Consider the following 26481-nt stretch of genomic DNA (forward strand, 5'->3'; position numbering starts at 1 on the left):
CTACGCAAAGACGACGACACTCCAGCGGCTTCCGCTGTATCGGTAGACCCGTGCAGGGGCCGCCGCGATCTTCGCCACGTGGCGCAGGCGCTCCGCAACTCGGCCCGCTTGGTCCTCTGGTACATCACCGAGAATCTCACTCCCCATGGTCACCGTGACCCGCTGGGGGCTGACCCTCTGGAGGACCACAAGGGTGTCGTCCTCGGGTGTGTGCTGCCCCGATTCAACCTCGATCCTCAGCTCCTGGAGAGCGCGTTCCAGGGCCTCATCGTCGAGGTTGACCAACTTGAAGCTCTCGCCGCGCCGAGGCTCCGGCAGGACCGGAACCTCCATCTTCAAAATCTCGGTCGCGGCCTTGCGTCTCCTGAACAGTCCCATGATGCCGAGCCTACCGAGGCGGTGGCCCGATGAAGCCCCGCGTGGATTGGCTGGTCCTGTTCTCTGCCCTCTCCGTCTTGGTCGCCTTCGGCGTCGGGATCACGGTCCTGGACGAGGCCCGGACCTCCTGGGCCGTCGCTGGCCCATGGCTGGGATGGATCATCACCGCCCTCGTGGCGTGGGGCATCGCCCAAGGCAGGTGGTCCGAGTGACCGTGGACGTGTTGCACCCGTGCGAGTGGCTGGACTCCGTGGCCGCCGTCGCGCCGTTCCAGCCCTCCAAGCCGTCGCATCTCCTGGACTTGCCCGGCTACGTCGCCCTGCTCTGCGACGGGGACAACCTCACCAAAATCGACAGCTACGCCAAGCTCGTGCCGGGGATGGTCCTGGAGTTCGAGCGCGCCCGGCTCTCCAACAGGCTGGTGACCCGACGATGACCACCACGACCATGCGTCTCACGGCTGGCGCTCCCCTGCCCACCATCCTCAGCGCCCTGGGCCGCTCCGGGTGGGGTCCCCTGGACGGTCGGGAGTGGCAGGGCGTCCGCAGCGTCCTGCGCGCCCTGGGCGACACCCTCCACCCCCGCTACGGGCAAGGCGACACCACAGCGTGGCAGGTCAGCAAGGGAGCTGGCCTCTCCGAACGCTGGACCCGCGTGTGCTTGGGATGGCTGGAGGACGCGGGACTCATCGAGTGGCAACGCGGTGGCGTCCTCGACGGCAGGCCACTCGCCGGGACGATCCGTGTCGTCAAGTCCGCCCTGATCGACGTCCTGCGCGCCGCCCGCCCCGCCCACGACCAGGCCAGCCGCGACCGTTCCGCCAGGACCCGCCTCCGCCTCGCCCGCGCAGGCATCGTCACAATCCGTCGCCAGCATCGCCGCAGGTCAGACCATGCGGAACCAGGTGCAAGCCTTCCCCCCTCCAAGAGGGGGAGGGAGGGCCATCGGCCCATCCCATCCACCCCAACACCGATCACAGACAAGGAGAACACCGTGAACACCACGACGAAGGGCATGCCAGAGTCCGTGCGACTGACCCGTCTGAGAGACCAGTACATGCGGACCCAGGGAATCACCAGCCCCGAAGATGTGGCCTACGCGCACCGACACATGGCCACCGTCCAGGACTGGGACCGCAAGATCGCAGCAGCCCGCAAGGCCGAACGACGCCCCGAGGAGGACCTGACCGATGCCCAACTCTGGTAACCCCAGCAAGGACGACGACACCCGCCGTCGCCTCCTCGACCTGGCCGTGGGCATGCGGGACCTGGCCGATGACATGGTAGACCTCCTGCCCGACTCGCCCTACTCCATGAGCCGCGAGCAGCTCTACTTGTCCAGGACTCTGGAAAGCATGCGCTCCACCACCAGCGCACTCATGGCGGTCCTGTCATGACCAGGACCTGGGGAGGCAGGCGCGCCCAGGGGCTCCTGCTCCTGGTGCTCCGCACCTACGGGCACACCTGCCACCTGTGCCACCAGCCCATCGACGTGAGCCTGATCGGCACGCGCGATCCCATGCGGCCCAGCGCTGACCACATCGTGCCCCGCTCGCGTGGTGGGAGCGACGCCATCGGGAACCTCCGGCCTGCTCACGTCCGCTGCAACAGCTCACGCCAAGCCAAGAGCATGGCGAGCCTCCGAACGGCGACAGACGAGCGCCGTTTCTTTGAAAGCGGGGCCACGGGACACCCCGCGCCGCCCTGTCCTTTCCCTCCCGAAACCTCAGAAAAAACGGCGGAATAGAGCCAGAAAATGACGACCCAGGCCCAGACATTGCCCGGGATGGAGCACACCCCCTCCCAGATGGAGAAGGCAGTGGAGGCGACCATCCAGGCCCTCCGAGACCAGGACCTCCTGCGCCCCGAGCACGAGGCCCTGGTGCAGCTCGCCCGAGAGCTGGCAAAGACCATCGCCGCAGGGAGCGCGTTCGCCAAGACGAGCGTGCCCCAAGCCGCCCAGCAGCTCATCTCCACCCTGGACGCCCTGCCCAAGCCGGTCGAGGCGCCCGTGACCGACCCCCTGGCAGAAGCCATGCGGGACGACGAGGCCGACCAGTGAGCGCCCCCGCCCGCTACTCCACCGCCCCGACCCCCGGCGCGCGCAACGAGCAGAGGCACGTGGAACTCATGGCCAGGCTCCTGGGGACACCCCTCATGCCGTGGCAGTCCCAGGTGGCCCGCGTCGCCACCGAGCGCCGAGCAGACGGCCGCGGCTGGCGCTACCCGACCGTTGTCCTCAGCGTGCCCCGCCAGTCCGGGAAAACCACCCTCATGCGCGCCGTCATGGCGCAGCGGACCCTGCGCTACCCCCGCACCCAGGCGTTCTACACCGCCCAGACCGGCAAGGACGCCAGGGAGCGGTGGAAGGACCTGGTGGACATCGCAGAGATCAAGTTCCCCAACCTAGTGAGCATCAAGCGGGGCGCGGGCGCCGAGTGCATGGAGTGGCGCAACGGGCGCGGCCAGGTGCGCACCTTCGCTCCCACCAGGACCGCCCTGCACGGCTACACCCCCGAGCTGGTCATGCTCGACGAGGTATTCGCCTACGACGAGGACCTGGGGTCCGCCCTCATGGCCGCCATCGTCCCCGCCCAATCCACACTCGAGGACCGCCAGCTGTGGATCGTGTCCACCGCAGGTGACTCGCACTCCACCTGGTTGAAGGCCTGGGTGGACCGAGGCCGCGAGGCGACCAGCGACCCCATGAGCGCCATCGCCTACTTCGAGTGGTCAGCGCCCGAGGACCTCGACCTGTCCGACCCCCGCAACTTCGAGGTGTTCCACCCCGCAGTCGGACACACCCAGACCATCGCCACCCTGGCCGAAGCCGCCGACGCCATGACACCCGGCGAGTACCAGCGCGCATTCGGGAACCGGTGGACCACCACCAAGTCCAGCGTGATCCCCGCCGACGTGGTGGAGCGCTCCACCAACCCCGAACAGATCCCACCCGAGGCCCTGGCCGACGCGGTGGCCGCCTACGACGTGGCCCCAGACCGGTCCTGGGCCACCCTGTGGCTCGCCTGGAGCGACCACCAAGGCCACCACCTGCGCCCCTGGCTCTCCCAACCCGGCACCTGGTGGCTCCCCAGCGAGGTGGACGCCCTGCGCGCCCAGGGCGTCTCCCGCATCGGCGCCGACGATGGCGGGCCAGCCCGCAGCGTCACCGCCGCCCTCCGCCTGCGCGGCGTCGAGGTCGAGACCCTGGGCGCCCGAGACTTCGCATCCGGCACCGGAGACCTCATCGAGGCACTCACCATCGGCACCGCCGACCACTCCGGGGACCAGGGCCTGGTGGACGGCCTCGACGGCGCCGTCCTGCGCCGCATGGGCGAGGCCGACGCCTGGTCCCGCCGAGACTCCACCGGCCCCATCTGGGAGGTCATCGCCGCCACCGTCGCCCTACGCCTCCTGACCTACGTCGAGGCCGCCCCCGCACCCATGGTGGTGTCCCTATGAGAGCGGAACACGTCCGCATCGACGCCAGCCCCGCAAGCGCCGTCGTCATCTGCACGTGCGGATGGCGCGACGTGGCCACATCACCGCAGGTCGCAGCCCGTATGGGCGTCGAACACGAGGCACGATGCCACCCCGACCAACGACAGGCATACGACCTCGCCCGCGCCGCGACACGCCGAGCCGACCGCCGATAGTCCAACACCGGCGATCCCATAGGCCCATGGCCAATGTGCTCGCCCGACTCTTCGGCATCGACTCCCGATCCCGCCAGGTCGCATCCCCCTGGGCCGACCGGGAGACCCTGGAGGCCGCCGCCTGGGCGAACCTGCTCGACCTCCCCGACGACGCCCTCCCCATCACCCGCACCCAAGCCATGAGCGTGGCCGCCATCGCCCGAGGCCGCCAGCTCATCACCGGCAGCATCGCCCGCCTGCCCCTCATCGGCATGCGCGGCACCGACCCCATGGAAACCCAGCCCCCCGTCCTCGACCAGCCCGAGTCCGGGCGTCCCCGCTTCCAGACCCTCACCTGGGCAGTGGACGCCATGCTGTTCTACGGGCGCGCCTGGCTGACTGTCCAGACCCGCTCCGAGGACCGCCCCACCAAGGTCTGGTGGGTCCCAGAATGGGAAACCACACTCGATGACCTGGGCAACCTCACACACGCCTTCGGACGCCCCGTCCAGGCCGCTGACGTGATCCGCATTGACGGCCCCACAGAAGGCCTCCTGAACTTCGCCGCGCCCCGCATCCACGCCGCCCGCCGCCTCGACGCCGCCGCCCTGCGCGCCGCCTCCAACCCCGTCCCCGCCGTCGAGCTCCACCAGTCCAGCGGCACCCCCCTCACCCCCGACGAAGCCAAGAAGCTGGTGGCCGACTACCTGGCCGCCCGCCACGGGTCCGACGTGTCCTACACCAACTCCACGATCGAGACCAAGACCCACGGTGCCAACCCTGAGCAGCTCCTCATCGACGGGCGCAAGGCCGCAGCCCTCGACCTTGCCCGCGCCATGGGACTGCCTGCCTGGGCCGTGGACGCCCCCGTCGAGGGCTCCAGCATGACCTACACGAACGTCCCCAGCCGGTCCCGAGAGCTCCTGGACTACGCGCTGGCCCCCTACATGGAAGCCATCACCGCTCGCCTGTCCATGGACGACGTGCTGCCTCGCGGGCAGTGGTGCCGCTTCGACACCGACGCCTTGCTTCGCGATGACTTCAAGACCCGCATGGAGTCCTACAAGACCGCCCTGGAAACCAAGATCTACGACCTCGACCAGCTCCGCGCCCGTGAGCGTGGCATCCCCCTGGAGAAATGACCATGACAACCCCCATCCTCTGCGCCACGCCCGCCCCCGGCCTCATCCGGGCCGCCCTCGTCACCGCCAGCGTGGACACCGAACACCGCACCATCGAAGGGATCGCCACATTCTTCGGGCAGGCCGCCAACGCCTCCACCGGGCGCGTCCAGTTCGAGACCGGCAGCCTCCACCTGCCCGAGGACCTGCGCCGCGTCAAGCTCTGCGTTGACCATGACCACACCCGCGCCGTCGGCTACTGCATCGACGCCAGCATTCAGGGCGACCAGCTCCGGACCAAGTTCCAGGTCCCCGAGACGCCCGAAGGAGACGAAGCCCTCGCCAGCGCTGCCAACGGCCTGCGCGACGGCCTCAGCGTCGGCGCATTCCCCGAACCTGGCGGCGCGAAGTACCTCCACGGTTCCCAGACCCTCGTCATCACCAACGCCGTCGTCCGGGAGGTCTCCCTGACCGCTCTCCCCGCCTTCGACGCCGCCCGCGTGGCCGCCGTCAAGGCCACCACCCCCGACCCGTCCACCCCCACCACCCAGGAAGGCACCACCCACATGGACCCCGAAGAGACCACCACCGAGACCACCCAGACCCCCACCGTCGAGGCCACGGCCACGGCCACCCAGGCACCGCCCGTCGTCCCCACCCGCCGCGCCCCCGCCACCGTCGAGGCCGCCGCCCAGACCGTCGTGCGCATGCTCCAGGATGGAGCCACCCCCGGCGCCGTGCAGGCGGCCCTCCAGGACGTCGTGCCCGCCGACGACGCCGGAAAGGGATTCATCGGCAGGGACACCTGGCTGGGACAGCTCTGGCAGGCCCGCCGCGTCGCCCGCCCCCTGATTGACTCCATCACCACCAAGCCCCTGGGCCGCACCACCAAGGTCAAGGGCTGGCAGTGGGAGACCCGCCCCACCGTGGACGCCTACACGGGCAACAAGACCGCCATCGCCTCCAACAAGGTCAAGACCAAGGCCATCGAGGCCAGCGTGGAGCGCACCGCAGGCGGCTGGGACGTGGACCGCATCTATGTGGACCTGGGCGACCCCGACATGCTCCAGGCCCTGTGGGAGGGCGCCCTGGAGGACTACCTCCTCAAGACTGAAGCCAAGGCCGCCACCGGCATGCTCGCCGCCGCGACCGCCGTCACCGCCACCAGCACCGACCTGCCCGCCGCACTCGTCCAGTTGGGACTGGCCGCAGCCAGCCAGGCCAGCGCTCTCAACTTCGTGGCCTTCGGCGCTGACGTGTGGGCCGCGTTCACCGCCCTCACCAAGGACGAGATCCCCTGGTGGATCACCAGCGGGGACGCCCTCAACCTCTCCACCACCAGCGGCCAGGTCAACGGCCTGCGCCTGTTCGTGGACCCCACCATCGCGGGTACCACGATCCTGGCCGGAGACAAGCGCGCCGCCGAGTGGCACGAAGCCAACCCGCCGGTTCGCGTCAACGCCGTGAACCTCCCCAACGGCGGCGTGGACCTCGGCCTGTTCGGCTACCATGCCCTCCTGGTCAACGACCCCGCGAGCCTGTTCAAGATCGAGCAGGGCGGCGGCTCCTGACCATGGCCGACGACACCCCGACCCCCGTCACCGCCGAGGCCCTCGCCACCAAGGCCGCATCGTGGGTCAAGCTGGCAGGCGGCCCAGACGAGGCCATGCGGGACTGCGCCAGCGCCGTCCTCGCCCTCGTCTCCCGCCTGCCAGTGGGTGCCACCACGCCCTGGGGTGAGGACACCATCTTGGGTGCCGTCATGCTGACCGCCCGACTCCACCGCCGCCGCAACTCCGCCGCAGGAATCGAAGCCATGACCGAGCTGGGCGCCACCTACGTGTCCCGCTACGACAACGACATCGCGCGCCTCCTGCGCATCGACACGTTCCAGACCCCGGTGGCGATATGAGCACCCTCAGCCAAGCCGCCGCCGAGACTTCCGCCATGCTCACCGACTGGGGTGTCCACACCGTCACCGACCCCAGGGACCTCAACCTGCCCGGCGCCTGGCTCGCCCCCTCACAAATCGACCACGAAACCCTCACCACCGGCCCCCTACGCGTGGCGTGGGACCTCTACCTGCTCGCCCCCGACAACGGCGCACCCCTCGACGCCCTCGGCGCCATGCTCGACCAGCTCACACCCCACATGGTCCTGGGCACCATCGACGCCCTGAGCCTCACCGTCGCCAACCAATCCCCGGACCCCCTCCCCGCCCTCCATCTCACCTTCGAAACGGAGCACACACCATGACCGTCAACATCACCCGCCTGGGACCCGGCGTCCTCACCTTCGGAGAGACCGGAACCCTGTCCACCTGGTCCAGCCAGGTCACCAAGTGCAGCGTGGTCCCCGAGGTCAAGACCGACGACCCCGTGCCCGTCCTCTCCGGTGAAAGCGCCCCAGGCGACCGCACCGAAGCGTTCTCCCTCAAGGGGACCATCCTCCAAGACCTCGGCGCCACGGCCTCCATCTCGGAGTGGACATGGGACCACCGAGGCGAAACCCTGCCCTTCAAGTTCGTCCCCAACAACGCCAAGGGCAAGGCCGTCCTGGGCGAGTGCACCATCGAGGCAACCGAAATCGGCGGCGAAGTCTCCGCCAACGCCACAGCCGACTTCGAGTTCTCGTGCACGTCCGCCCCCTCCATCGAGGACGCCATCTGACCAATGGCCACCGACTACACCGGCGTCAAGCTCGACGGCGCACGTCGCCTACGCTCCACCCTCCGCAAGGCAGGGGTGGACATGACCAAACTGCGCGACACCAACCGCGAGGTCGCCGGAGTAGTCGTCACAGCGGCAGGCGCCCGAGTCCCCACCAGGACCGGGCGCCTGGCCGCCACCCTCCGCACCGGCGCCACCCGGACAGCAGCCATCGCCCGCGCAGGCAACAACCGAAGCGGTGGCGTCCCCTACGGCAACCCCATCCACTGGGGCTGGTTCCGCCGACACATCAAGCCCAACCCGTTCCTGAGCCTCGCCGCCCAATCAACAGAACCCACCTGGTTCGGAATCTACTCCGAACGCATCGGGCAAATCCTCGACACCGTAAAGGGAAAATGAAATGCAGAACCTCCAGGTGCAAATCGTCACCACCGCACTCTCCGACGACGCCGCCCCCCGCGTGGTCACCGTCCAGACCGACAACAGGGACCAAGTTCGGTGGGAGCTGGCACGCGCCCGCGAAGGATGGCCCGCCCAGACCGAGGCCCCAGCCCTCTTCACCGCTTACGTGGCATGGTCTGCGCTCGCCCGTGGAGGCGACCTCCAGGGAATGAAGTTCGCCGACTTCCAGCAGACCGTCATCGCGTCCACCGCGTCCCTGGTGGACGTGGACCCTACCCGAGCGGCTCCCGCCGCCGACTGATCGTCGAACTCGCCCTGGCGACGCGCATTCCCATGAGCGAATGGGAAACGCGCCCCACCGAGGACATCGCAACCGCCATAGAGCTACTGGAAATCAGGTGATCCGCTAATGGCTTCCAAGACCGCCATTCTCTCCGTCCGAGTCGTCTCCGACACAAAAGACGCGAAGAAGGGAATGGACGACGTGGCCACCGGCGTGGACAAGCTGGAGCAGGGCCTCAACAAGGCCACCGTGCCCGCAGGTCTCGCCCTGGGAGCCATCACAGCCCTCGGGAAAGGCGCCTACGATGCAGCCTCCGACCTCCAGCAGTCAGCCGGTGCCGTCGAATCAGTGTTCAAGGACCAGGCGGACACCATCATCGGCGCCTCCAAGACCGCAGCCGACGCAGTAGGCCTCTCCACGTCCAGCTACCAGAACCTTGCCACCGTTCTAGGCGCCCAGCTGAAGAACATGGGCATGCCCATGGACGAAGTGGCAGGAAAGACCACAGACCTGATCGGCCTCGGGTCCGACCTCGCCGCCACCTTCGGCGGGACGACATCCGACGCCGTGTCCGCCGTGTCCGCCCTCCTGCGAGGCGAACGCGATCCCATCGAACGCTACGGCGTTTCCATCAAGCAGGCCGACATCAACGCCCGCATGGCAGCCGACGGCCTCACGGGCCTGTCCGGGGACGCAGCCAAAGCCGCGGAGACCCAGACCGTTCTGGCCATGCTCGCCGAGCAGACCAGCGGTGCCATGGGCCAGTTCGCCCGCGAGACCGACAGCGCGGCAGGCGCCCAGCAGATAGCAACCGCCCAGTGGGAGAACGCCCGCGCCGAGCTGGGAGAGCGACTCCTCCCCATCGGCACCCAAGTCTCCCAGTGGCTCGCCCAGGGCGCCCAACTGGTCATGCAGCATTCCGGGGCCGTCACCATCCTGGTCGGCGTCGTCGCCGCCCTCTCCGCAGCGGTCCTCATCGCCAACGGCGCACTGAAGGCCTACAAGGCAGCCCAGACCGCCGTGAAGGTCGCCACCACCGTCTGGACCGCTGCACAGTGGGCCATCAACGCCGCACTGACAGCCAACCCCATCGGGCTCGTGGTCGTCGCCATTGCCGCCCTGGCAGCCGGAGTGATCTACGCCTACAAGAACAGCGAGACGTTCAGGAACGGCGTCAACGCAGCGTGGGACGCTGTGAAGTCCGGCGCCTCCATCGTCTGGAACACCCTGGAGCCCATCCGAAATGCATTCAGTGGAATAACTGACGCGGTGAAATCTGCCTACAACTGGGTCAGCAACCTGTTTAGCAGCTTCACCCCACCATCCTGGCTCCAAACAGTCGCCGGATTCGTCGGCCTCACCGCCGACACCACCCAGTCCGTCGAGCTGGCGGCAGGCACTGGCATGTCCGCTGCACCCAGCCTCGCGCGACTGGTCACGCTCTCCGGGTCCCGCAACTCCGCGCCCGCCACCGTCGTCCACAACACCATCACCATCAACGGCGCCCTGGACCCCGTGGAGGTGTCCCGTCAGCTCCGTCGCATCCTCGACGACCACGATGTGCGCGTCACCTCCAGCCGAACCGTAGGAGCCTCCCTGTGACCATCACCCCCAGCCTCCGCATGGGAGGCGGCACCGTGTCCATGACCGCTGACCAGTACCCCACCGACGACACCGCGCTGGACTCCCTGCGCATCATCTGGGGACGCGGGGACCCCTGGAGCCACCCAGACCCCGCCACACTCACCGCGCGGGTCGCCCTGGTCACCGGCGTGCCGGGCTGGCTCCACGTCGGCGCCACCATCGACGCCCACCTGGGTGGCACCATTGAGGACGACCGGCCCCTGCTGGACCTCCTGCCCTGGGTGGACGCGGCAGACCTCCCCGACCTCTGGAGCCCGCAGGTGTTCCCCCCTCAGCCACGCGGCGACAGTGGGCTGCCCGAGATTGAGCGCAGTGGCGTCTCCGGCGGCTGGGTCGAGGTCTACCCCGGTCCTCGCGTCCCCACCGAGTTCCCCAGGGTCTGGGACAACCGGCGCCGCGCCTACCCCGGCGACACTCTCACCCTCACTCTCGACATGCCCGTCCACCGCGGCTACACCGTTGAGGTGGCCCCCATCCTGTTCCTGACTCCCTCCGCCACCTACCGCACTCTGCCCACCCAGGTCACCATCCTCCCCTCCGAGACCACCGGCCCCACCACCGCCACCATCACCATCCCCACGGACCTCCCCAGCCCCGGCCCCTACTGGGTGGGCCTCCGCGTCTCATGGGAGGCCACCGAGGGATACAAGACGTGGGCAGACGACCCCGGCACCTGGGCATCCGCCACCGGCACCTGGGAGGACCACGCCGCCCGCCTCCACCTGACAGACATCGCCCTCACCGCCCCGCCCCGCGATACCTCTCTCGACACCACCTCGTTCTCCGGGAGCGTCACCGAGGTCGTGGCCGCCTGGGATGACAAGCTCCACCGGCCCGTCGCCACCATCACCGCCACCGACATCCTGGCCGACATCAACGCCACCCGCGTGGGGGAGACCCCCTGGCCCGCGGAGCCCACCATCGACCGCCTGACCCGCATCCTCACCACCGCACTCGGCCAGACGCCCACCGTCCTCGACGCTGGAGCCCTCCTGCCCTCACGCACCTGCCGCGCCAGGGACGTGGACTCCCGCAGCGCCGGGGACCTCGCCCGCCTCACCCTCAACACCAACCTGGCCACCCTCCACCCCACCTACCAGGAGGACACCCCGACCTTCCGCCTGGTCCCCATGGGTGCCCCCAGCGCCCAGGACGTGGCCGTGCGTATCCCCGCATCCAGCATCCCCCGCGACGGCCTGCGAGCCAGCAACTCCACCGGCACCGGCGCCACCGTCGTGGAGGTCACCTGGAGGGACGGCACGACAGACCGCACGTGGACCGACGAGCTGCCCGACCTGGGCGACCTCGGCCCCCGCTCCATCAAGATCGAGACCGAGGCCGCCAGTGAGTCCCAGGCCCTTGATATCGGCTGGCAGGCACTCCACCTCATGGACCCCAGGTCCTGGCAGATCACCGGCCTGACCCTCTCCACCGTCACCCAGCCCACCGTCTCCGACGCCACCCTGCTGGCACTCCTGGACCCCACCAGCCGCCCCGGCCAGCGCCTCACCATCACCGACTGCCCGCCCTGGGTGGGAGGCCCCACCCTCGACCTGCTGACCCTCGGAGCCTCCATGACTGCCCACCAGGGCGGATGGACACTCGACCTCGACGTGCTCCGCATCACCCACTGAGAAAAGGACCGCTCATGCCCTCCGCCACATCCAAGGGAGTGCCCTACCCTCTCCCCGCCGACAACCGCGGCGCCTACCCCACCGAGGTCGGAAAGCCCCTGGCCGAGTGGATCGACGCCAAGACCCCCCAGCGTGGCTCCGTTGCAGGCAGCAGCGCCATGGCCGCCGACGCAACCAACACCTTCACCGTGACCTTCCCCCGGCCCTTCGCCACCCCTCCCACCGTCATAGTGGGGTCTGACAACAGTCGCGTGGCCACCGAGGCAAAGAACATCACCACCACCGGGTTCAATCTGGCCGCGCGCAACGTGTCCGCCGGTCCGACGAGCGGCCCCGTGACCTATGCGTGGATCGCGCTCGCGTCATGACCGACTACCCCACCGCGAACTCCTACGCTTCCCGCCTGCGCCCTGTGCGTCTCATCGTCGTGCACACGATGGAGGTCCCCTGCACTGACCAGGCCACTCACGCCGTCATGCGCGCCTTCCAGGACACCAGCCGCCAAGCCTCCGCCCACTACGGGGTCGGGCCGGGCGTCACGCTCTCCGGCGTGCCCGAGACCGCCACCGCCTGGGCCACCCCCGGAGCCAACGCCGACGGCATCCAGATCGAACAGGCCGGATACTCCGGCAAGACCTCCGGCACCCCAGCGGGCACGGACTGGACGAGTGGCCCCGGCGCAGCCGTCGTCGCCCGAACCGCCGCCCTGGTGCGCGACCTCTGCAACCGGTGGAACATCCCGCGCCGACACCTCACCGACGCCCAGCTCGCCGCAGGCGAGGCCGGGATCATCGGCCACGTCCAGGCCAGCCGCGTCTACGGCGGCACCCACTGGGACCCCGGCGAAACCTACCCCTGGGACGCCATCACCAGCACCCAGCAGACCACCGCCACGCCCACCACACCCACCACCACGCAGGAGGCACCCGAAATGGTCATCATCAAGAGCGCGAACCGGAAGGCCGCCCTCATCGGCCCCGCCAGCTTCCACCAGTTCCGCAACAGCGAGGAGCAGGCCACCGCCATCACCGTCCTCGCCCCCGCCATCAAGGACACGATCACCGATCGCCAGTACGACGTGATCCGCGCCGTCATCGCTGCCGGGGCCCTCGACGCCACCCAGACCCGGGCCGACCTCGCCACCCTCCTGGCCGACCTCGACAAGGAGACCGCCTGACATGGAGGCCATCACCATCGCCGCCGTGGCTGGGGCCATCGCCCCCGCCCTGGTCGCCGTCATCACCCGTGCCTCCTGGCCCACCCGCACCAAACAGGTCATCGCGTACAGCGTGACCGCGGTGCTGGTGCTCCTGGGCCTCATCGCCACCTGGAGGCCCGAGACGTGGCAGCAGATCGCCGCCGCCATCATGGCCGCCATCGGCGTCTGCCAGGTCCTCTACACGGCCCTGCGCCCCGTGTGGGACGCCCTGCGCGCCCTCACCACACCCACCCAGGGCAGGCACGCCGCAGGAGCCGACCAGTGACCGGCCCCGAGGCCCTCGACGCCCTGGTGGCACTCGGGGGCCTCGGGGGCGTGGCCGCAACCATCACCAGCCTGGCGACCCTGGTCAAGACCAGGCAGGTGCACGACGACACGTCCCAGGTGCGCGCCGACAGTGCCACCGCCGCAGCCCAGCTCCAGCCCGACCACGGGTCCAGCGTGGCCGACAAGATCGACGGCCTGGTCCGCGAGGTCCGCGGCCTCGGCCACCAGGTCGGGGAGCTCCGCGACTCTATGGTCCAGGAGCAGGAGGACCGCCGCCAGGGCGACGAGACCCTGCGCCACATGCTCGACGCACGCCCCATGGGATACCCCTGGGACAAGTGAGTCAGGACGCCGCTATGGCGACCGCCTCCCGCAGTGCACCATCGGGGACGGCGACGTAGCGCTGTGTGGTGGCCACCGAGGCATGTCCCAGCAGCTCCTGCACGCACCGCAGGTCCGGCCTGCCCGCATAGACCCGCGTGGCGAACCTGTGCCGCAGCGTGTGCAGCGTCCACGGCTCCGGGATCACCTGCCGAGCGAGCTTGCCGACGTGCCTCGGCGTGAGATGCCCACCAGCGGGGGAGGGGAGCAACCACCGCCCCACCCCGATCACCGCCCGGACCTCCCGCGCCAGGGAGTCCGTGAGCGGCACCAGGCGGTCCCGTTCGCCCTTGCCGTGCACCAGGAGACTCCACCCGGTGAGGTCCTCCGTGAGGTCATCGCGCGACACCTGGGCGACCTCGGCCCGGCGCAGCCCGGCCTCACCGGCCAGGCGCAGCACGACATGCACGCGCGGGTCCGCAGCGGCCAACGCCTCACGGTAGGCGTCCTCGGGCGCGGGACGAGGCATGGCAGGCCCAGGGCGCACCGTGGGCAGGGAGTCGGTCGGGTCATCCTCGCACCGCCCGACCTCGACAGCCCACCGGTAGAAGCCCCTCAGCGACGCGTACGTGCTCCGGCGGGTTTCCCTGGCCCACTCCTGGGAGCCCGCCCACTCCACGAGGCGGCCCCTGGGGACCAGCGCCGGGCCGGGCGCGCCCGTCTGCCTGGCGAAGCGTCTCAGGTGCTCCGTGCGGGTCTCGATGGTCTGGGCCGTGCGCCCCGCAGCGCGCAAGGCGAGGGCCCAGGCGTCGATGCACTGGGCCCACTGATCTGGAATCGGATATCTGTCCATGCCGGGATTCTCAGCCGCGCACGTCGCCCAGGGCGCGCTGGAGCGTCAAGCGCAGGAGAGCGAGCGCTGCCAGCGTCTCAGCGTCCCGCCGCCCAGGGCGGGCATCAATGGCCCGCAGCTCCCGAAGCGCGCCCTCGGCCATGGAGCGCGTCATCTCCGGCACCGGCCCCGGAGTGACCCACTCGTCGTCGCTCATGATGCCCTCCGCAGCCGGTACTCACCGAGGTCCGTCACCGTGGCCACGGGGGCCACGGGATACCAATCAGAAGGTTGGGGGTTCGAGTCCCTTCGGGCGCGCGGCAACCCCCCTCGGTGCGATCCACCGGTGGGGGTTCTGCTTTTCCCGGCGACGCACGCCCCGGCAGCGGTGCCGGGCGTCCACCGGCCCCACTGCGACCGGCCCCGCGCACGCGGGAGCGCGGGCTGCCCGCCACAGCGATCGTCGCCACTACTCTGGCCGGATGCACCCCTTCCCCGCCCTCGCCCCCTTCGCCTCCGGCCTCCTCGAGGTCGACGACGGTGCACAGGTGTACTGGGAGGCCAGCGGGAACCCCACGGGGATCCCCCTGCTCTACCTGCACGGCGGACCGGGAGGGGGACTGGGACGAGGGGGGTACCGCCGCCGTTTCGACCCCGCCTGCCACCTGATCATCGGGATCGACCAGCGCGGGTGCGGCTGCTCGCGGCCGCTCGCCTCGGAGGACCCCTCCTCCCTGGCCTCCAACACGACCGCACGGCTCCTCGCCGACATCGAGGCCGTGCGTGAGCACCTCGGCATCGGGGCCTGGATCCTCCACGGGGTCTCCTGGGGCTCCACCCTCGCCCTCGCCAGCGCCCTGGAGCACCCCGACCGCACCCTGGCGGTCGCACTCATGGCGGTGACCACCACCTCCCGGCGCGAGGTCGACTGGATCACGCAGGGCGTGGGCCGCATCTTCCCCGAGGAGTGGCAGCGCTTCTCCGACGCCTCGGGACGCCGATCGGGCGAACGGGTCGTCGAGGCCTACGCCCGTCGGCTGGCCTCCACCGACCCCGCGGACCGGGAGGACCGGGTCGCGGCAGCGGACGCCTGGGACAGGTGGGAGTCGGTGCACGTGTCCCTGGACCCGTACCACGAGCCCGGGGCCCACACCGTGGACCCGGCGATGCGCCTGGGCTTCGCCACTCTCGTCACCCACTACTGGGCCAATGACGCCTTCATGCGGGGGAGCACCGACGAGGGCGCCCCGGACGCGACAGGCACCGGAGGGGCGGGGGAGGCCCGGGCCCCGGAGCCGGCGCCGGTCCTGGAACGTGCGGGGCAGCTCGAGGGGATCCCGGGGATCCTCGTCCACGGACGGTTCGACGTCTCCGGACCGGTCGAGACCCCCTGGCTCCTCCACCGTGCCTGGCCGGGCTCCGAACTGCACGTCGTGGAGGAGGAGGGGCACGGCGGTCCCCTCGAGGTCGACCTGGTGACCCGGCGCGTGGCCGCCCTCGTCGACGGGTGGGAGGAGGACGGGCGCGCGGACTCCCTGCGACGGACGCCGGGCGCCGGCTCGCCCGGGGGATGGCCCACCCGGACCGTCGACTGAAGTGCCGGCGCGGACCGGGGCGGTCGGGGACCCCGGTCGTCCTGCCCATCGGCGCCGCGTCGGGGGACGGGGACCGACGGCGGGGCGACCCCCGGCTGGACCGGTCGAACCGCACCCAATGGGGGAACCACGGGCCACCCGGCCCGCGCGCGCGTCCCGGGCACCGCACAATGGTGGCAGGAGGACTCCCATGGACGTCGACTGGTCACTGTTCGGTCTGGAGGCACTGCGCACCCTGGCCGCCGCGACCCTGTGCGGCTTCATCGGTCTGGAACGCCAGTACCACCAGAAGAACGCCGGCGTGCGCACCCACGCCCTCGTCGGGATGGGCGCCTGCCTGTTCACCGTCGTCGGCATCCACCCCTGGCTGCTCGCCCAGACCCCGCAGTCCGGTGACGCCATGCGGGTGGCCGCGCAGGTGGTGAGCGGCATCGGCTTCCTCGGCGCGGGCGTGGTCTTCGTCAACCGCGACGCCGTCCGGGGGCTCACCACGGCGGCGGCGATCTGGCTCTCCGCCGCGGTGGGCATGGCCTGCGGCGCGGGGATGGTGCCACTGGCCACCACGACCACCGTCCTGTACCTGGTCGTCATCCTGGGGGTGAGTTCGCTGGTGAACAGGCTGCCCGTCCAGGACCGGCACATGCTGGTCCGCCTCGTCTACCAGGACCACACCGGGGCGCTGCGGCGGATCCTCACGGCGGCCTCCGACATGGCCTTCGAGTCGTCGGTGCTCTCGAGTCACCAGGTCCCGCGCTCGGACCCTCCCGCCGTCGAGGTGACGGTGCGCTTCAGCGGGGGCCTGCCCCTGCGCGACCTGGTCGCCGAGCTCTCCGAGGTCGCGGGTGTCGTCTCGGTCGACATGTTCGAGGACTCCCGCTACATCGAGGACTGAGCGCGCGCGGGGACGCGGCACCGCCGGATCAGGACCGTGGTGCCGCCCGCTCAGGGGTGCGGCGGTCCGACGGGGGGCTCCACCACCCACGGCCGCAGGGACATGGCGTGCAGGTCGAGGGCCTCCTCGATGTCGGAGGCGGTCCGCGCGCCGGGGATCCCCAGGGACTCGCCGATCCACCCGACGACATCGGCGGGGGACCAGCCGAGACCGCGCAGGTCCGCCAGGGTCACCGCCCCGTCCCGTTTGGCCAGCCGGGTGCCCCCGCGCGTCACGGCCAGGGGCACGTGCACGTAGTCCGGCACCGGGATGCCCAACAGGGAGGCCAGGCACGCCTGGCCCGGTGCCTGCCCGAGGAGGTCGTCCCCGCGGGTCACCTGGTCCACGCCCTGGAAGCCGTCGTCCACGACCACCGCCAGGTTGTAGGCGGGCACCCCGTCGGAGCGCTGGACGACGAAGTGGTCGACGGGTCCGGTGAAGTCCCCGTGGAGCTCGTCATGGACGGTCCAGGTGGGCGCGGGGGCGCGCAGCCGCAGGGACGGTCGGCGTCCCTGCGCCGCCAGGCGCGCGCGGCGTTCCCGGCGCTGGTCCTCGGTGAGGTCCAGACAGGTGCCGGGGTAGTGGCCCGGGGGGACGTGCGGAGCGGAGGAAGCCTCCCGCACGTCCCGGCGGGAGCAGTAGCACTCGAAGACGTCCCCGGCCCGCACCAGGCGTTCGAGGGCGGCGCGGTGCGCCTGCGAGCGGGTCGACTGCACCAGCACCTCCCCGTCCCAGTCCAGCCCGATCGCCGCGAGGTCCTCCAGCTGGCGCTCCGCCGCACCGGGGAGGACCCGGTCGATGTCCTCGATCCTCATGACGAAGCGACGTCCGGTGCGACGGGCCCAGGTCCAGGCCAGCACCGCGGTGCGCAGGTTGCCCACGTGCAGGTCACCCGAGGGTGAGGGGGCGAAACGTCCGGCCCCGGGGGCCGGGACACGGCCGCGGCCGTGCAGGGGCCCGGAGGGTGAGGGCGCGGAGGGAGACATCTCCACGAGTCTAGGTCGGCTCCGGGGGAGTGGGCCCGGGCACCGGGGCCCGGACACTGGGTGCCTGGGACTGGGTGCCGGGTCCCGTCGCCTGTGGTCGGTGCGGGCCCGGGCTCCTCGGTTGACCGCCCTGACCTCGTCGTTCGCGGTCATCGAGTTCACAGGCGCGCGGCGGGCGACGCACAGGTGATCCATGGTTTCGACCCCTAGCGTCGGGGGCGTTCGTCAGCGAGATGTCCGGTCTCCTGAGACACGATCGATGGAAGAGAGACATGTCCCTCCTGCGAAACCGCCGTCCCAACGTCTTCGCGATCCTGCTGTGGGTGGTGGCACTGGCACTCCTGGTCGCCGGGTTCATCGTCCGCCACCACGGGATCAGTGCCTACGCCTCCGCCTACGCCAACTCCTCGAGCGTCGCTGACGAGCTGACGTACTACACGTCCATCATCACTGCCCAGTACACGGCCGACCTGGGCAACCAGCTGATGGCAGCCGGTGCGCTCGCGGTGGTCATCGCTCTCCTGTACCAGGCGCTCTCGGCGGTGCTGCGCCGCGGTGCGGGGGTGGCGCAGCCCGGTGACGTGGCGGGTGCCGGGTCCGTGGTCGGCGAGGTCGACGAGCCCGTCTCGTCCGACACCGTGCCGGTGGAGGAGTCCGAGTCGCCGGTCGCAGCGGGGGTCGTCCTCGTCAGCGAGGAGATGGACGGGGCCGACGTGACCCCGGCGGAGCGCTCCCTGCGGGATGTCGTCGTGCCGGGCCCCGCCGTGCAGGACTCCGAGGCGCCGGGTGCTGCCGAGCAGGATGCCGGGACGTCGGGTGTAGAGGTGCCCGACCCCGGGACGCCGGACGGTGACGGCGAGCTGGAGACCGCGTCCCCGGCCCCGGTGCAGTAGTCGTCAGCTCCCACCCGCACAACGCAACGGCCCCGGTGTCCGGGCCATCCTCATGTGGTGGCCGGGGCACCGGGGCGTCGTGTCGTCCGTGGAGGGTTGTCGTGTCGTCCTCGGCGCGAGGGCGACCGGACGTGTTCCCGCCGCTCAGTCCTCGAGCTTGGCGATCTGTTCGTCGAGGCGCTCGACCTTGCCGGTCATCTCACCGGTGTGACCGGGACGCAGGTCGGCCTTGAGGACCAGCGACACGCGCGGTGACACCTCTCCGACGGCTTCGCAGGCGGCCTTGACGACGGGCATGACCTCGTCCCACTCGCCCTCGACGATGGTGAACATCGAGTTGGTCTCGTGGGGCAGGCCGGACCTGCGGATGACCTCGACGGCGCGGGCGACGATGTCGGCCATCGAGCCGTCCTCGTGTGGAGTGGTGGCTGGGGCGATCGAGAAGGCGAAGAGCATGCCCCCACTGTAGGGGTGCTCCGGTCCCACCGCTGGGTCAGCAGGGGCCGGCCCGGGACCCGGGTCAGCAGGGGCCGGCCCGGGACCCGGGTCAGCGGGGGACGGTTCGTGTCAGCGGTGGCGGTGCAGGACCAGTGAGGCCCACACGAACATCGCGAAGGCGACCACCGCGAAGACGAAGAGGACCACGGTCAGCCAGTTGGTGGCGACCGCCAGGGAGCGGAAGACGGCCCACGTCCCCAGGGCGATGGCCGTGGACAGGTAGTACCAGCGACCTGCCCTGAGGGGGTCCGACGACGTCGGGGGACGTTGCCTGAGGGAGGCCGCGTACTCGTCGGGGGGTCCGAAGACCTGGGTGGGGGTCAGCTCCGGGTCGCCGTGGCCGCGGCGGGACTGGGCCCGGTCGAACTCGGCGCGGGCACGACGCATCTGCTCCGCCGCCTGCTCACCCGTCCAGAAGTGCACCGCCTGGAGGATCCGGCCCGTCACCTTGAACCAGTCGTCGGGGTCGGTCTCGCGCTCGTGCAGGGTGTCGGAGTCCCGGGAGAGTGCCACGACCAGCATGAGGACGCCTGCCACGAGGATCGCGGTGCGGGGGATCGGCAGTCCCAGGGAGTTCGGCAGCAGGCCCTGCGCCTGCTGGAGGCCCACCAGTGCCCCCCCGACCACCACCACTCCGCCGATCACCCAGCCCCAGATCGAACGCCACCGTCCGGACAGGTACGCCAGGGAGGCGCCCTGCACCGCGATCAGCACGACGAGGGCCAACAGGCCGAAGATGCTGGTGCGGGAGTCGAGTTCGATGTGGCCCAGTGGGAACCAGGGTCCGGTCGCCGTCACGGCGAGCGCGATGACGAGCAGTCCGCCACCGGCCAGTGCCGTGCGGGTGAGGTCCCAGAGCCGGCGTGGAGTCGTGCGACGAGGTCTGGCGCCCGTCGGGGAGCTTCCCGCGGCGTGCGGGTGCTGGTGGGACTCCGGATCGGGGGTGGAGGACCTCGGATCCCCGTCGTCCCCGCCCGTACTGCTGGGCTCGGTCATGCGTCCATTCTAGGAGTCCCGCGGCTTCCGACCGTGCGCTCCGTGCGAGGGGTCGCCCCCAGACGCGCGGTCGTCGCGTGCGCGCTGTGGACGGCGGGTGCCGCTGCGGTGGTCCGCACGGGCCCCTGCCGGTATCGTCGGCCCATGGGGGACGACGACGTCACCGACACCGGGCCGATCCGCGCGACCTGGGCCAGCATCGAGCCATCGGTCGACACCGTGGGCGACCTCGCGCGCTTCGCCGTCGGGCACCAGCTGCGCGACGTGTTCCTCGTGGTGCCCTGGCGCCAGAAGGGTGCCGCGGTCCGTCACGCGGCAGAGGAGTTGGGCGCGGAAGGGGTCGCGGTCTCCGCCGTCGCGACGGATCCGCGGTGGGCGACCGATCCGAGACCGTTCATGCAGTGGATCCGACGCGTCCGCACCGCCGGGGGCGACTCCCCGGGAGCAGCACACGGAGACGGCCTCCCCGCCGACGAGGGCGGGGAGGGGCCCGCGGACGGGACCGTGTTCTCGGGTGTGCACCTCGACGTGGAGCCGTGGCGCCTGCCGGTGTGGGACCGCGACCGTGCACGTGCCACGCGTGGCCTGGTCGAACTGGTCCGCCGCGCGCGTGCCCTCGCACCCGGTCTGCCCCTGTCGGCGGACCTGCCGCACTGGCTCGCCGCGGAACCCTACTGGCCGCCACCCGAGGAGGAGGACGACAAGGGACCGGCCGGCGCGACGGCACCGGTGGTGGCGACCGCGACGGGGAGGACTGCGGAGCCGTCCTCGTCCGCTGGGGGAGGCCTGCCGGGCACAGACCCGCGCCACGGGGACCTGCCGTCCGGGCAGGCGTCGGGCCGACCCCGGATCAGGCCCACGGACCAGCGGACAGAGCGACGGGAACCAGCCGCCTCCGGGTCCGCGGACCAACGGGTGGGTGGGGCCACTGTCCACCGGACGGACGGTGCGGCCGGACCGGTGTCCGGGCAGGGGGAGGCTGCGGCCGGGCCCGTGTCCCAGCGAGGGGACGCTGCGGTCGGGGCCACGGGCTGGTCCGCGCTGTCGCGTGAGCCCGGGATGCCCCGGATGCGCATCCGCGAACCCGCCCGGGTCGCGGCCAGCGGGCGGTCACGGACCAGCGTCTTCGAGGCCGTCCTGGCCCAACTCGACTCGGTGACGATCCTGGTCCCCCGCACCCGGGCGCACGGTCAGGGCGGGATCCTCGACGTCTCCGCCAAGGCCCGTGCCGCCTGCATCCAGCGTGGAGTCCCCTACATGATCGGCCTGGAGACCCGACCCACCACCGACCCGCGTCGTCCGCGGGCCACCTTCCACGACCACGGGGCCCTGGCGCTGGCACGCGAGAGCGGGCGGCTCCGGGAGGCGTTGGGCACCGACCCCCTCTTCCTCGGAGTCGCCGTCCACGACTGGGCGGCGTGGAACGCACTTGCCTGAGCGGAGTGGTGGCGGCCCGTGCCGACCCCCCTCCGGACGGTTCCGGTGGACGCTTCCTGTCAACCGGCCACCGGTTCCGGTGTGCGCGGTCCCACGTCCACCATGTGGCAGTGTGTGACGGCGGAGTTGAGGGCCCCCGGGCGCCCCCCTATGCTCTGCTGGGTACCATCCAGAGCAGCCGAGAGACCTGGCTCGTCGACGCTGCAGCAACCCCCGGTGACGGAGCGGGTGCTTCCGCCAGGTGCGATGGAGGAACTGATGATCGACCTGAACGGGGTCCGAAAGGTCTACCCCGTCAAGGGGGGCACGGAGGTCGTCGCCCTCGACGACCTCACCCTCCATGTCGAGCGCGGTTCCATCCACGGCATCGTCGGGCAGTCCGGTGCCGGCAAGTCGACCCTCATCCGCTGCCTCACCGCCCTGGAGCGTCCCACCGAGGGGACGATCACGGTCGACGGGGTCGAGATGACCAGCCTCCGCGGTTCCCAGCTGCGCGAGGCCCGGCGTCGCATCGGCATGGTCTTCCAGTCCGCCAACCTCCTCGACCAGCGCACCGCCGCCGACAACATCGGCTACCCCCTGCGGCTGGCTCGCGAGAAGAAGCCGGTCATCGCCTCCCGTGTCCAGGAGATGCTCGAACTCGTCGGTCTCGCGGGCCGCGGTGACTCCTACCCCGCCCAGCTGTCCGGCGGGCAGAAGCAGCGTGTGGGCATCGCCCGCGCGATGGCGGACACGCCCTCCGTCCTCCTGTGCGACGAACCGACCTCCGCCCTGGACGGGGAGTCCACCCGGCAGATCCTCGGACTGCTGCGCGAGGTCCGTGACGTCTCCGGTGTCACGGTCGTCGTCATCACCCACGAGATGGGTGTGGTGCGCGAGATCTGCGACTCCGTGACGCTGCTGCGCCACGGGCGCGTCGTCCAGTCGGGCACCGTCGAGGAGGTCATCAACGACCCCAGCTCTCCGTTGGCACAGGAGCTGGTCCCCACCCCCAACGTGTCCTCCACGGAGGTGCCTCCCGGGGCGACACTGCTCGACGTGGCCTTCACCTCCCAACCGGGTACACCCACGGGCGCCACGGTGCTGAACCTGGCCGCAGCCATGGGCGCCGACGTCACCGCCGGCACCTTCGAGTCCATCGGGGAGACCCAGGTGGGTCGCCTGGCGCTCGCGGTGCCCAGCTACCACGCCGACCAGATCATCCAGCAGTTGGGTGAGCACAACATCCACGCGGAGGTGCGTCCGGCATGAGCCTCCTCGACGCGGCCTCCACCCTGCTCGCCACCCCCGTGCTCCCCGCCGGACCCGGCGACCCCACCTGGGGCGACAACCCCGCCCTCACCGAGCAGTTCCTCCCCGCCGTGGGGGAGACCCTCCTCATGACCTTCTGGCCGACACTCTTCACCGTCATCCTCGGTGTCCCGCTCGGCCTCTTCCTCGTCCAGACCGGACCCGACGGCCTGACGCCGAAGCGCACCCTCAACCAGGTCGTCAGCGCGGTCGTCAACGTCCTGAGGTCCTTCCCCTTCATCATCCTCATCATCGCCCTGGGTCCCCTGACCAAGATGATCGTCGGCTCCCGGTTGGGGTGGCAGGCGGCGAGCTTCGCGCTGGTCATCAGTGCGGTCCCGTTCTTCGCTCGTCTGGTGGAGTCCAACATCGCCTCCCTGGACCACGGCAAGATCGAGGCCGCCCAGATGATGGGCGCCACCAACCGGCAGATCCGGTGGGGCGTGCAGGTCCGTGAGACCCTGCCACAACTGGTGCGCGCCACGACGGTGCTCGCCATCACCGTCATCGGCTACAACGCCATGGCCGGCGCCGTGGGCGGTGGCGGCCTGGGGCAGATGGCCATCAACTACGGGTACAACCGGTTCCAGACAGACGTCATGATCGTGACCATCGCCGGGATCATCGTCATCGTGATGGTGATCCAAGTGCTCGGCGACATGATCAGCCGGCTGGTGGACCACCGCTGAACCACCACCAGCCGGGACATCCGGGGGCGTGAGTCCCCTTCGGTGGGGCCCTCCGCGCGCGACCGATGCGCCGGCGTCACCCGCCCCTCCCGTCCGGCAGCCCCTCCACGTCCCTCAACACCCGACAGAAAGACCGATCACCATGCGTTCCTTCCGTTCCCTCGCCGCCCTCGGCGCCGTCGCCGCACTGGCCCTGACAGGCTGCTCCGGTGGCGGCTCCTCCGCGTCGGGTGACGCGGCCTCCGGCGATGCCGCCTCGGGGGCCTCCGGTTCCACCGTCACCCTGGTCGTGGGCGCCTCGCCGACACCCCACGCGAAGATCCTCCAGTTCGTCCAGGACAACCTCGCCGCCGACGCGGGCCTGAACCTGGAGATCAAGGAGTACTCCGACTACATCCAGCCGAACGTCGCCCTGGCCGACGGCGACCTGGACGCCAACTACTTCCAGACCGTTCCGTACCTGGAGAACTACGAGAAGGAGAACGGCGGCGACTTCGTCGCGGGCGCAGGCATCCACCTGGAGCCCCTGGGCCTGTTCTCCTCGAAGATCAAGGACCTCGCCGACTTCCCCGACGGTGGCAAGATCGGCATCATCTCCGACACGACGAACCAGTCCCGCGCGCTCTCGCTGCTCGCCGACAACGGCTTCGTCTCCCTGCCCTCCTCCGGTGACGTCAACGTCAACACCGTCACCAAGCTGAAGGACTTCGAGTTCGTGGAGGTCGACGGCCCCCAGCTGGTCCGCGCCCTCGACGACGTCGACCTCGCCGCCATCAACGGCAACTACGCCCAGGAGGGCGGCCTGTCCCTGTCCGAGGACGCACTGGCCGTGGAGTCCGCCAAGGACAACCCCTCGGTGAACGTGCTCGTGTGGAACAAGGACGCCTCCGGCGAGAAGCTCGCCGCCATCGAGAAGCTCGAGGAACTCCTCCACTCCGACCAGGTCCGCCAGTACATCGAGCAGACCTGGACCGACGGATCGGTCATCCCGGCCTTCTGAGCGGTGTCCGGGCGGTGGGGCCGGTCCTGAACGGCCCCTACCGACCCGCAGCAGGAACAGGCAGGTCACGACCCGCGCCGCGGTCACGGCGGAGGGTGTGTGCGGGGCCCGTGGGAGGCGCGTCGAGCGCTCCCGCGGGCCCCGTTGTCCACGTGTGCCGTCCCGGCCCCGTCCAGCGGTCCCGGCCCCGTCCAGCGGTCCCGGCCCGTCCTGCCGTCGCGGCCCCGTCCAGCCGTCGCGCCCTCGCTCTCGTTCCCGCCCTCCTCCGGTCTCCCCGCCCTGCGGGACGTGTTGATGTTTGTCAACATTCGGCCGCTTCCCGTCCAGTGGGTACGCAGACGGCCCAGGGGTGGGGGATCATGGACACAGGAGCGATGAGAAGGGGATCACACCATGAGGAGAATGGTCCGGGCCACCACGGCAGCCGTGCTGGCCGTGGGAATGATGGGTTCGACGGCGGCGGTGGCCGCGCCCGTGTCGGGCACGAACGGTGGCGGGGAGACCGCGGGTGCGGTCGTCCTCGCGACGCCCTACCCCTGGATCTGCAGGGTGTTCCCGAACCTGCCGATCTGCTGAACGTGGCCGACCGACACGTGTACGCACGGGTGCGCGAGGTCTTCCTCGACCAGCCCAAGGGCAGCAGGGCACGTCGGATCGTCTTTGGGGGCCTGGCCGGCGTCCTCCTCCTGCTCGAGGTGCTCTCCTGGTACGCCGCGGGCGGGAGTCCCGACGGCCTGAGCGTCGAACCGCTGGTCGCCAGCTGTCTCGCGCTCGCCTTCACGGGGTGGCTCCCGGCCACCGGAGGCGCCCTCTACGTCCTGGTGACGGCGACCGTCCTGGTGGTGCCCACCCCCAACCTCATCACCTTCCCACTGGTGGGGATCTTCGCGGTCGTCGCGGAGTGGATCTCCCGGCGGTGGTACCTCCAGGCCGTCGTCGCGCTCGCCCTGGTGCAGGTCCCCCAGTTCCTGACCTCCCAACGTCCGCTCGCCGACCTGGTGGGGCTGGTCCTCGGACTCGCGATCGCGGTGCCGATCGGGTTCGGCGTGCAGTGGAGCGAGGAACGTGCCGGGGTACTGCGCCAGGAGGTCCGGGTCTCACAGGTCGCGGCGGAGTCCGCGGCCGCCCTCGTGCGCCGCGACCTCAACCTCGCCCTCCACGACACGGTCGCCCAGGACCTCGTCCGGATCATCGTCGCGGGTCAGTCCGCCGCGAGGCGCACCACCGACCCCCAGACGGCGGAGGAGGTCCAGGAACTCTCGGAGCTCGCCCGCGACGCGATGCGCCACGTGCGCGCCCTCATGGGGGACGTCGGCGTCGGGCACACCGACCCCGTCCAGCCGCTGGGCGACGTGCTCGGCACCTGCCAGGCCATGCTCGCAGGGCGTGCCATCACCCTGGACGCCGAACTTCCCGAGGACATCGACTCCGCCTGCTCGCTGCGCCAGCGCAGTGTGCTCGGGTTGGTGCTCCGGGAGGGCACCACCAACATCCTCAAGTACGCCCGCGTGGGCAGCACGGCCCACCTCTCCGTCGAGGTGCTCGAGGACGGGACGGTCGCGATGACCATGGCCAACCTCATCGACCCCGCCGCCGACGACGCGCGCGGGGCGCTGAGCGGGGGATACGGCCTTGACTCGCTGACGGAACGCGCGGCCCGGGAGGGCGGCTCGCTCCAGTTCGGGTCCAACGGGGGCACGTGGCTGCTCTCCGTGACCGTGCCCCGCATCCCCGTCCCCGACGAGGCGGGCCGCCCCGCCTC

Annotated in this window: 35 protein-coding genes and 1 riboswitch; of the genes, 29 read left to right on the top strand and 6 right to left on the bottom strand. The window is 70.7% G+C overall.

Annotated elements, in window-relative coordinates; genetic code table 11:
* Positions 1–378 (bottom strand): hypothetical protein, encoded by a 378-nt coding sequence (locus TA90_RS05190; RefSeq protein WP_147513385.1) that lies wholly within the window; start codon positions 376–378, stop codon positions 1–3.
* 29 nt (positions 379–407) lie between these two features.
* Between TA90_RS05190 and TA90_RS05195 the strand changes: the two genes are divergently transcribed.
* The 20 genes from TA90_RS05195 to TA90_RS05295 all read left to right on the top strand — a co-directional run bounded on the left by TA90_RS05195 (position 408) and on the right by TA90_RS05295 (position 13593).
* On the top strand, positions 408–590 hold the full coding sequence (locus TA90_RS05195) for a hypothetical protein (RefSeq protein WP_043534936.1): 183 nt from the start codon (positions 408–410) through the stop codon (positions 588–590).
* Positions 591–592: 2 nt separating this feature from the next.
* A complete protein-coding gene (locus tag TA90_RS05200) occupies positions 593–814 on the top strand; it encodes a hypothetical protein (protein WP_147513386.1) in 222 nt (73 codons plus the stop codon).
* Positions 811–1584 carry a hypothetical protein gene (locus tag TA90_RS05205; RefSeq protein ID WP_043534938.1) on the top strand — a complete coding sequence of 258 codons (774 nt, stop codon included), beginning with the start codon at positions 811–813 and terminating at the stop codon, positions 1582–1584. Before TA90_RS05200 ends, TA90_RS05205 begins: the two co-directional genes overlap by 4 nt.
* On the top strand, positions 1568–1774 hold the full coding sequence (locus TA90_RS05210) for a hypothetical protein (protein WP_043534939.1): 207 nt from the start codon (positions 1568–1570) through the stop codon (positions 1772–1774). Before TA90_RS05205 ends, TA90_RS05210 begins: the two co-directional genes overlap by 17 nt.
* Positions 1771–2124 carry an HNH endonuclease gene (locus TA90_RS16010; RefSeq protein WP_074015309.1) on the top strand — a complete coding sequence of 118 codons (354 nt, stop codon included), beginning with the start codon at positions 1771–1773 and terminating at the stop codon, positions 2122–2124. Before TA90_RS05210 ends, TA90_RS16010 begins: the two co-directional genes overlap by 4 nt.
* 9 nt (positions 2125–2133) lie before the next feature.
* Entirely contained in the window at positions 2134–2439 is a 306-nt protein-coding gene (locus TA90_RS05220) for a hypothetical protein (RefSeq protein WP_147513387.1), read from the top strand.
* Entirely contained in the window at positions 2436–3839 is a 1404-nt protein-coding gene (locus tag TA90_RS05225; RefSeq protein WP_043534941.1) for a terminase large subunit domain-containing protein, read from the top strand. Before TA90_RS05220 ends, TA90_RS05225 begins: the two co-directional genes overlap by 4 nt.
* Before the next feature lie 220 nt (positions 3840–4059).
* A complete protein-coding gene (locus TA90_RS05235; RefSeq protein ID WP_052450540.1) occupies positions 4060–5154 on the top strand; it encodes a phage portal protein in 1095 nt (364 codons plus the stop codon).
* A gap of 2 nt (positions 5155–5156) precedes the next feature.
* Positions 5157–6704, top strand: a complete 1548-nt coding sequence (locus TA90_RS15760; protein WP_043534943.1) for an HK97 family phage prohead protease — start codon at positions 5157–5159, stop codon at positions 6702–6704.
* Between the two features lie 2 nt (positions 6705–6706).
* Positions 6707–7045 carry a hypothetical protein gene (locus TA90_RS05245; protein ID WP_043534944.1) on the top strand — a complete coding sequence of 113 codons (339 nt, stop codon included), beginning with the start codon at positions 6707–6709 and terminating at the stop codon, positions 7043–7045.
* The gene (locus tag TA90_RS05250) at positions 7042–7389 is read left to right on the top strand and encodes a hypothetical protein (protein WP_147513388.1); all 348 of its coding nucleotides are present in this window, start codon (positions 7042–7044) and stop codon (positions 7387–7389) included. The genes TA90_RS05245 and TA90_RS05250 overlap by 4 nt, the downstream gene beginning before the upstream one ends.
* Positions 7386–7802, top strand: coding sequence for a hypothetical protein (locus TA90_RS05255; protein ID WP_052450541.1), 417 nt, complete (start codon positions 7386–7388; stop codon positions 7800–7802). The genes TA90_RS05250 and TA90_RS05255 overlap by 4 nt, the downstream gene beginning before the upstream one ends.
* A 3-nt stretch (positions 7803–7805) precedes the next feature.
* Positions 7806–8201 carry a hypothetical protein gene (locus tag TA90_RS05260; RefSeq protein ID WP_043534946.1) on the top strand — a complete coding sequence of 132 codons (396 nt, stop codon included), beginning with the start codon at positions 7806–7808 and terminating at the stop codon, positions 8199–8201.
* Between the two features lies 1 nt (position 8202).
* Complete coding sequence (locus tag TA90_RS05265) at positions 8203–8505, top strand: hypothetical protein (RefSeq protein ID WP_043534947.1); 303 nt, start codon at positions 8203–8205, stop codon at positions 8503–8505.
* A 108-nt stretch (positions 8506–8613) separates the two neighbouring features.
* Entirely contained in the window at positions 8614–10089 is a 1476-nt protein-coding gene (locus TA90_RS05270; protein ID WP_052450542.1) for a phage tail tape measure protein, read from the top strand.
* Complete coding sequence (locus TA90_RS05275) at positions 10086–11765, top strand: hypothetical protein (RefSeq protein WP_043534948.1); 1680 nt, start codon at positions 10086–10088, stop codon at positions 11763–11765. The genes TA90_RS05270 and TA90_RS05275 overlap by 4 nt, the downstream gene beginning before the upstream one ends.
* A 14-nt stretch (positions 11766–11779) precedes the next feature.
* On the top strand, positions 11780–12133 hold the full coding sequence (locus TA90_RS05280) for an H-type lectin domain-containing protein (RefSeq protein ID WP_043534949.1): 354 nt from the start codon (positions 11780–11782) through the stop codon (positions 12131–12133).
* Positions 12130–12942 (top strand): peptidoglycan recognition protein family protein, encoded by an 813-nt coding sequence (locus TA90_RS05285; protein ID WP_043534950.1) that lies wholly within the window; start codon positions 12130–12132, stop codon positions 12940–12942. Before TA90_RS05280 ends, TA90_RS05285 begins: the two co-directional genes overlap by 4 nt.
* Before the next feature lies 1 nt (position 12943).
* The gene (locus TA90_RS05290; RefSeq protein ID WP_043534951.1) at positions 12944–13249 is read left to right on the top strand and encodes a hypothetical protein; all 306 of its coding nucleotides are present in this window, start codon (positions 12944–12946) and stop codon (positions 13247–13249) included.
* A complete protein-coding gene (locus tag TA90_RS05295; protein WP_043534952.1) occupies positions 13246–13593 on the top strand; it encodes a hypothetical protein in 348 nt (115 codons plus the stop codon). The genes TA90_RS05290 and TA90_RS05295 overlap by 4 nt, the downstream gene beginning before the upstream one ends.
* Position 13594: 1 nt before the next feature.
* Here the strand turns inward: TA90_RS05295 and TA90_RS05300 are convergent, their stop codons facing one another.
* Complete coding sequence (locus TA90_RS05300; RefSeq protein WP_052450543.1) at positions 13595–14425, bottom strand: tyrosine-type recombinase/integrase; 831 nt, start codon at positions 14423–14425, stop codon at positions 13595–13597.
* A 10-nt stretch (positions 14426–14435) separates the two neighbouring features.
* The gene (locus TA90_RS05305) at positions 14436–14621 is read right to left on the bottom strand and encodes a hypothetical protein (protein WP_043534953.1); all 186 of its coding nucleotides are present in this window, start codon (positions 14619–14621) and stop codon (positions 14436–14438) included.
* A 265-nt stretch (positions 14622–14886) separates the two neighbouring features.
* Here TA90_RS05305 and TA90_RS05310 point away from each other — a divergent pair, with 265 nt between their 5' ends.
* Together TA90_RS05310 and TA90_RS05315 are read left to right on the top strand one after the other, a co-directional pair.
* Positions 14887–15999: an alpha/beta fold hydrolase gene (locus tag TA90_RS05310; protein ID WP_074015310.1), complete on the top strand. Its 1113-nt coding sequence runs from the start codon at positions 14887–14889 to the stop codon at positions 15997–15999.
* 190 nt (positions 16000–16189) lie between these two features.
* Complete coding sequence (locus TA90_RS05315; RefSeq protein ID WP_043534954.1) at positions 16190–16891, top strand: MgtC/SapB family protein; 702 nt, start codon at positions 16190–16192, stop codon at positions 16889–16891.
* Positions 16892–16941: 50 nt separating this feature from the next.
* Here the strand turns inward: TA90_RS05315 and gluQRS are convergent, their stop codons facing one another.
* Positions 16942–17916: a tRNA glutamyl-Q(34) synthetase GluQRS gene (gene gluQRS / locus TA90_RS05320; RefSeq protein WP_082031488.1), complete on the bottom strand. Its 975-nt coding sequence runs from the start codon at positions 17914–17916 to the stop codon at positions 16942–16944.
* A 272-nt stretch (positions 17917–18188) separates the two neighbouring features.
* Here gluQRS and TA90_RS05325 point away from each other — a divergent pair, with 272 nt between their 5' ends.
* Positions 18189–18809, top strand: coding sequence for a hypothetical protein (locus TA90_RS05325; RefSeq protein WP_043534955.1), 621 nt, complete (start codon positions 18189–18191; stop codon positions 18807–18809).
* 144 nt (positions 18810–18953) lie between these two features.
* Here the strand turns inward: TA90_RS05325 and TA90_RS05330 are convergent, their stop codons facing one another.
* On the bottom strand, positions 18954–19265 hold the full coding sequence (locus TA90_RS05330) for a thiamine-binding protein (RefSeq protein WP_043534956.1): 312 nt from the start codon (positions 19263–19265) through the stop codon (positions 18954–18956).
* A gap of 111 nt (positions 19266–19376) precedes the next feature.
* On the bottom strand, positions 19377–20303 hold the full coding sequence (locus TA90_RS14555; protein WP_043534957.1) for a hypothetical protein: 927 nt from the start codon (positions 20301–20303) through the stop codon (positions 19377–19379).
* A 144-nt stretch (positions 20304–20447) separates the two neighbouring features.
* Between TA90_RS14555 and TA90_RS05340 the strand changes: the two genes are divergently transcribed.
* The 6 genes from TA90_RS05340 to TA90_RS05360 all read left to right on the top strand — a co-directional run.
* Positions 20448–21740: a hypothetical protein gene (locus tag TA90_RS05340; protein WP_043534958.1), complete on the top strand. Its 1293-nt coding sequence runs from the start codon at positions 20448–20450 to the stop codon at positions 21738–21740.
* A gap of 162 nt (positions 21741–21902) precedes the next feature.
* A riboswitch (SAM riboswitch) is annotated at positions 21903–21993 on the top strand.
* A 5-nt stretch (positions 21994–21998) separates the two neighbouring features.
* Positions 21999–22991, top strand: coding sequence for a methionine ABC transporter ATP-binding protein (locus TA90_RS05345; RefSeq protein ID WP_043534986.1), 993 nt, complete (start codon positions 21999–22001; stop codon positions 22989–22991).
* Positions 22988–23719 (top strand): methionine ABC transporter permease, encoded by a 732-nt coding sequence (locus tag TA90_RS05350; RefSeq protein WP_052450544.1) that lies wholly within the window; start codon positions 22988–22990, stop codon positions 23717–23719. The genes TA90_RS05345 and TA90_RS05350 overlap by 4 nt, the downstream gene beginning before the upstream one ends.
* Positions 23720–23861: 142 nt before the next feature.
* Positions 23862–24719 (top strand): MetQ/NlpA family ABC transporter substrate-binding protein, encoded by an 858-nt coding sequence (locus tag TA90_RS05355; RefSeq protein WP_043534959.1) that lies wholly within the window; start codon positions 23862–23864, stop codon positions 24717–24719.
* A 393-nt stretch (positions 24720–25112) separates the two neighbouring features.
* Complete coding sequence (locus tag TA90_RS14990) at positions 25113–25295, top strand: hypothetical protein (protein ID WP_187120095.1); 183 nt, start codon at positions 25113–25115, stop codon at positions 25293–25295.
* A gap of 2 nt (positions 25296–25297) precedes the next feature.
* Positions 25298–26481: sensor histidine kinase (locus TA90_RS05360; protein ID WP_043534960.1), on the top strand; the 1184-nt coding region annotated here is incomplete at its 3' end.

Origin of the sequence: Actinomyces polynesiensis, assembly GCF_000820725.1 — a bacterium.
In the GTDB taxonomy this organism is placed as follows: Bacteria; Actinomycetota; Actinomycetes; order Actinomycetales; family Actinomycetaceae; genus Pauljensenia; species Pauljensenia polynesiensis.

Bases quoted from the DNA above. Each gene is read 5' to 3' on its own strand.
- TA90_RS05250 (WP_147513388.1), top strand. From the start codon at position 7,042: ATGAGCACCCTCAGCCAAGCCGCCGCCGAGACTTCCGCCATGCTCACC.
- TA90_RS14555 (WP_043534957.1), bottom strand. From the start codon at position 20,303: ATGACCGAGCCCAGCAGTACGGGCGGGGACGACGGGGATCCGAGGTCC.
- TA90_RS05290 (WP_043534951.1), top strand. From the start codon at position 12,944: ATGGAGGCCATCACCATCGCCGCCGTGGCTGGGGCCATCGCCCCCGCC.
- TA90_RS14990 (WP_187120095.1), top strand. From the start codon at position 25,113: ATGAGGAGAATGGTCCGGGCCACCACGGCAGCCGTGCTGGCCGTGGGA.
- TA90_RS16010 (WP_074015309.1), top strand. From the start codon at position 1,771: ATGACCAGGACCTGGGGAGGCAGGCGCGCCCAGGGGCTCCTGCTCCTG.
- TA90_RS05190 (WP_147513385.1), bottom strand. From the start codon at position 378: ATGGGACTGTTCAGGAGACGCAAGGCCGCGACCGAGATTTTGAAGATG.
- TA90_RS05310 (WP_074015310.1), top strand. From the start codon at position 14,887: ATGCACCCCTTCCCCGCCCTCGCCCCCTTCGCCTCCGGCCTCCTCGAG.
- TA90_RS05350 (WP_052450544.1), top strand. From the start codon at position 22,988: ATGAGCCTCCTCGACGCGGCCTCCACCCTGCTCGCCACCCCCGTGCTC.
- TA90_RS05220 (WP_147513387.1), top strand. From the start codon at position 2,134: ATGACGACCCAGGCCCAGACATTGCCCGGGATGGAGCACACCCCCTCC.
- TA90_RS05260 (WP_043534946.1), top strand. From the start codon at position 7,806: ATGGCCACCGACTACACCGGCGTCAAGCTCGACGGCGCACGTCGCCTA.
- TA90_RS05285 (WP_043534950.1), top strand. From the start codon at position 12,130: ATGACCGACTACCCCACCGCGAACTCCTACGCTTCCCGCCTGCGCCCT.
- TA90_RS05195 (WP_043534936.1), top strand. From the start codon at position 408: ATGAAGCCCCGCGTGGATTGGCTGGTCCTGTTCTCTGCCCTCTCCGTC.
- TA90_RS05330 (WP_043534956.1), bottom strand. From the start codon at position 19,265: ATGCTCTTCGCCTTCTCGATCGCCCCAGCCACCACTCCACACGAGGAC.
- TA90_RS05235 (WP_052450540.1), top strand. From the start codon at position 4,060: ATGGCCAATGTGCTCGCCCGACTCTTCGGCATCGACTCCCGATCCCGC.
- TA90_RS05255 (WP_052450541.1), top strand. From the start codon at position 7,386: ATGACCGTCAACATCACCCGCCTGGGACCCGGCGTCCTCACCTTCGGA.
- TA90_RS05305 (WP_043534953.1), bottom strand. From the start codon at position 14,621: ATGAGCGACGACGAGTGGGTCACTCCGGGGCCGGTGCCGGAGATGACG.
- TA90_RS05345 (WP_043534986.1), top strand. From the start codon at position 21,999: ATGATCGACCTGAACGGGGTCCGAAAGGTCTACCCCGTCAAGGGGGGC.
- TA90_RS05355 (WP_043534959.1), top strand. From the start codon at position 23,862: ATGCGTTCCTTCCGTTCCCTCGCCGCCCTCGGCGCCGTCGCCGCACTG.
- TA90_RS05300 (WP_052450543.1), bottom strand. From the start codon at position 14,425: ATGGACAGATATCCGATTCCAGATCAGTGGGCCCAGTGCATCGACGCC.
- gluQRS (WP_082031488.1), bottom strand. From the start codon at position 17,916: ATGTCTCCCTCCGCGCCCTCACCCTCCGGGCCCCTGCACGGCCGCGGC.
- TA90_RS05210 (WP_043534939.1), top strand. From the start codon at position 1,568: ATGCCCAACTCTGGTAACCCCAGCAAGGACGACGACACCCGCCGTCGC.
- TA90_RS05205 (WP_043534938.1), top strand. From the start codon at position 811: ATGACCACCACGACCATGCGTCTCACGGCTGGCGCTCCCCTGCCCACC.
- TA90_RS05340 (WP_043534958.1), top strand. From the start codon at position 20,448: ATGGGGGACGACGACGTCACCGACACCGGGCCGATCCGCGCGACCTGG.
- TA90_RS15760 (WP_043534943.1), top strand. From the start codon at position 5,157: ATGACAACCCCCATCCTCTGCGCCACGCCCGCCCCCGGCCTCATCCGG.
- TA90_RS05270 (WP_052450542.1), top strand. From the start codon at position 8,614: ATGGCTTCCAAGACCGCCATTCTCTCCGTCCGAGTCGTCTCCGACACA.
- TA90_RS05325 (WP_043534955.1), top strand. From the start codon at position 18,189: ATGTCCCTCCTGCGAAACCGCCGTCCCAACGTCTTCGCGATCCTGCTG.
- TA90_RS05315 (WP_043534954.1), top strand. From the start codon at position 16,190: ATGGACGTCGACTGGTCACTGTTCGGTCTGGAGGCACTGCGCACCCTG.
- TA90_RS05265 (WP_043534947.1), top strand. From the start codon at position 8,203: ATGCAGAACCTCCAGGTGCAAATCGTCACCACCGCACTCTCCGACGAC.
- TA90_RS05280 (WP_043534949.1), top strand. From the start codon at position 11,780: ATGCCCTCCGCCACATCCAAGGGAGTGCCCTACCCTCTCCCCGCCGAC.
- TA90_RS05245 (WP_043534944.1), top strand. From the start codon at position 6,707: ATGGCCGACGACACCCCGACCCCCGTCACCGCCGAGGCCCTCGCCACC.